This is a genomic window from Hymenobacter persicinus, assembly GCF_004167665.1.
In the GTDB taxonomy this organism is placed as follows: Bacteria; Bacteroidota; Bacteroidia; order Cytophagales; family Hymenobacteraceae; genus Hymenobacter; species Hymenobacter persicinus.
This window is the reverse complement of record NZ_SEWE01000123.1, coordinates 1-2,151: the sequence shown is the minus strand read 5'-3', so window position 1 is coordinate 2,151 and position 2,151 is coordinate 1. Positions and strand designations below refer to the sequence as shown.

Below are 2,151 nucleotides of genomic sequence, written 5' to 3'. Positions count from 1 at the left end.
GTGGCCGATGCCGGTCCGGATGCGGCCTTGTGCCCGGGCAGCACCGTGACGCTCGGCACGGCGGCCCGGACGGGTTACACTTACGCCTGGAGCCCGGCCACGAACCTGAGCAGCGCCACCACGGCCCGCCCGGTATTCACGGCTATCAACGCCACCCAGGCCCCGATTACGACCACCTACACCGTGACGGCCACCACGGCCCAGGGCTGCGTGGCCACTGACCTCGTGCTGGTAACGGTGAACCCTTCCCCGCTGCCCGACAGCATTCAGGGCAGCCAGTCGGTGTGCCCCACGGTGCAGGGCGTGACCTACTCCATCCGTAACCCGCGCAGCACCAACTACCAGTGGACCGTGGTGGGCGGCACCATTGCCAGCGGCCAGAATACGGCCAGCATCACCGTAAACTGGAACGGCGCCAACCCCAACGCCAGCGTGCAGGCCTACGCCATCAACGGCACGCTCTGCCAGTCGACGCCCGTGACATTGCCCGTGCGCATCAATCAGCTGCTGCAAACGGCCCGCCCCACGGGCCCGACCAATATCTGCCAGGCCAACGGCCCCTACACCTACCAGACCGTCCTGACGGCCGGCTCGTCGTACGCCTGGAGCATCGTGGGCGGCACCCAGGTGACCAGCAGCGCCAACACCGTGACGGTGCAGTGGACCCGGCCCGGCATTGGCAAGATTGCCGTATTTGAAACCACCGACCCCAGTGGGGGCCGCTGCATCAGTCAGACGCCGCTCGACACGCTTTACGTGAACGTGCTGCCCTCCCCGGCTGCCAACCTGGCCATCACCGGCCCGAACCGCGCCTGCGTGAACGGCGGCAACCTGAGCTTCACGCTGCCGGGCGCCGCTACTTCGACCTACGCCTACACGCTCAACGGCACCGCCATCAGCGGCGCCACCGGCACCGTCACGCTGCCCGTACCCGCCAACCCGGGCACCTACACGCTGACGGCCATCGAGAAAAACAGCAGCCTGTGCTCGGGCCCGACGTACTCCAAGCAGTTTGTGGTGGTTCCGGCACTGACCATAACCGGCCCGGCCAACTACTGCCCTGAGTCGCGCACCGGCCTCTCGTTTACCGTGGGCCCCGTGGCCTCGGCCCTGCCGAATGCCAACTACCAGTGGACCGTCATCGGCGGCACCATCACCAGCGTTCAGGGCACCGGCACCATCACCGTCGACCTGCCCGCCGGTTCGACCAACGCCACGGTGCAGGTCAGTGACGTGAACAGCGCCGGTTGCGGGGCCACGTTCACCGTACGGCCCGACAACGCCAGCGTGGCCCTGCAAGCCGCCTCAGTGGTGGCCGGCGACCGGAGCATCACCCTGCAGCTGAACGTGCCCAACAACGCGGGCAACGCCAGCCAGGTCCGCATTCTGCGCCGCGTAGCGGGCAGCGGCACCTTCGCCCAGGTGGGCACCGTGGCCAACACCGCCACATCCTTCACCGACTCGAACGTGGATGCCGACGCCAACGCCTACGACTACCGCCTGGAGCTGCAAAACAGCTGCGGCACGGTGCTCCAGACCCAGGACCACACCACCATCCGGACCACGGCCACGGCCACGGAAGGTCAGGAAGGCCGCGACGAGGGCAAGGTGAAGGTGAGCTGGAATGCCTACCGCGGCTTCGACGTGAAGGAATACCGCATATTCCGCACCTCCGACAACGGCACGTCCACGCTGGTCGCCACCGTATCGGGCGGCACGCTGCAGACCGAGTTTGCCAGCAGCACCGCCGGCTTCGACCAGTGCCTGCGGGTGGTGGCCGTGAGCAGCGCCAACGCCAGCGTGACCTCGGCCTCCAACGACGCCTGCGTGAGCTTCGCCAACGACCTGGTGTTCTACAACGTCATCACCCCGAACAACGACGGGCTCAACGACAAGTTTGAAATCAAGAACGTGGGGCTCTACCCTGGCAACTCGCTCACGATTCTCAACCGCTGGGGCAAGGAAGTGTACCGCGCTTCCAACTACAACAACCAGTGGGACGGCGCCGAGCAGGCCGCGGGCGTGTACTACTACCTGCTCAAGCTGCCCGGCGGCAAATCCTACAAGGGCTGGTTTGAAGTGGTGAAATAACCCCGCTACTCACCCTCCTTCTCGAAAAGGCCACCCGGATTCGGGTGGCCTTTTTTCGTT

At 66.1% G+C, this 2,151-nt stretch carries 1 protein-coding gene; it reads left to right on the top strand.

Translation table 11 applies throughout. The annotated features are described in order from the left end of the window. On the top strand, nucleotides 1-2,091 hold a 2,091-nt coding region (locus EWM57_RS20895; RefSeq protein WP_129923223.1), incomplete at its 5' end, for a gliding motility-associated C-terminal domain-containing protein. Nucleotides 2,092-2,151 lie beyond the last annotated feature (60 nt).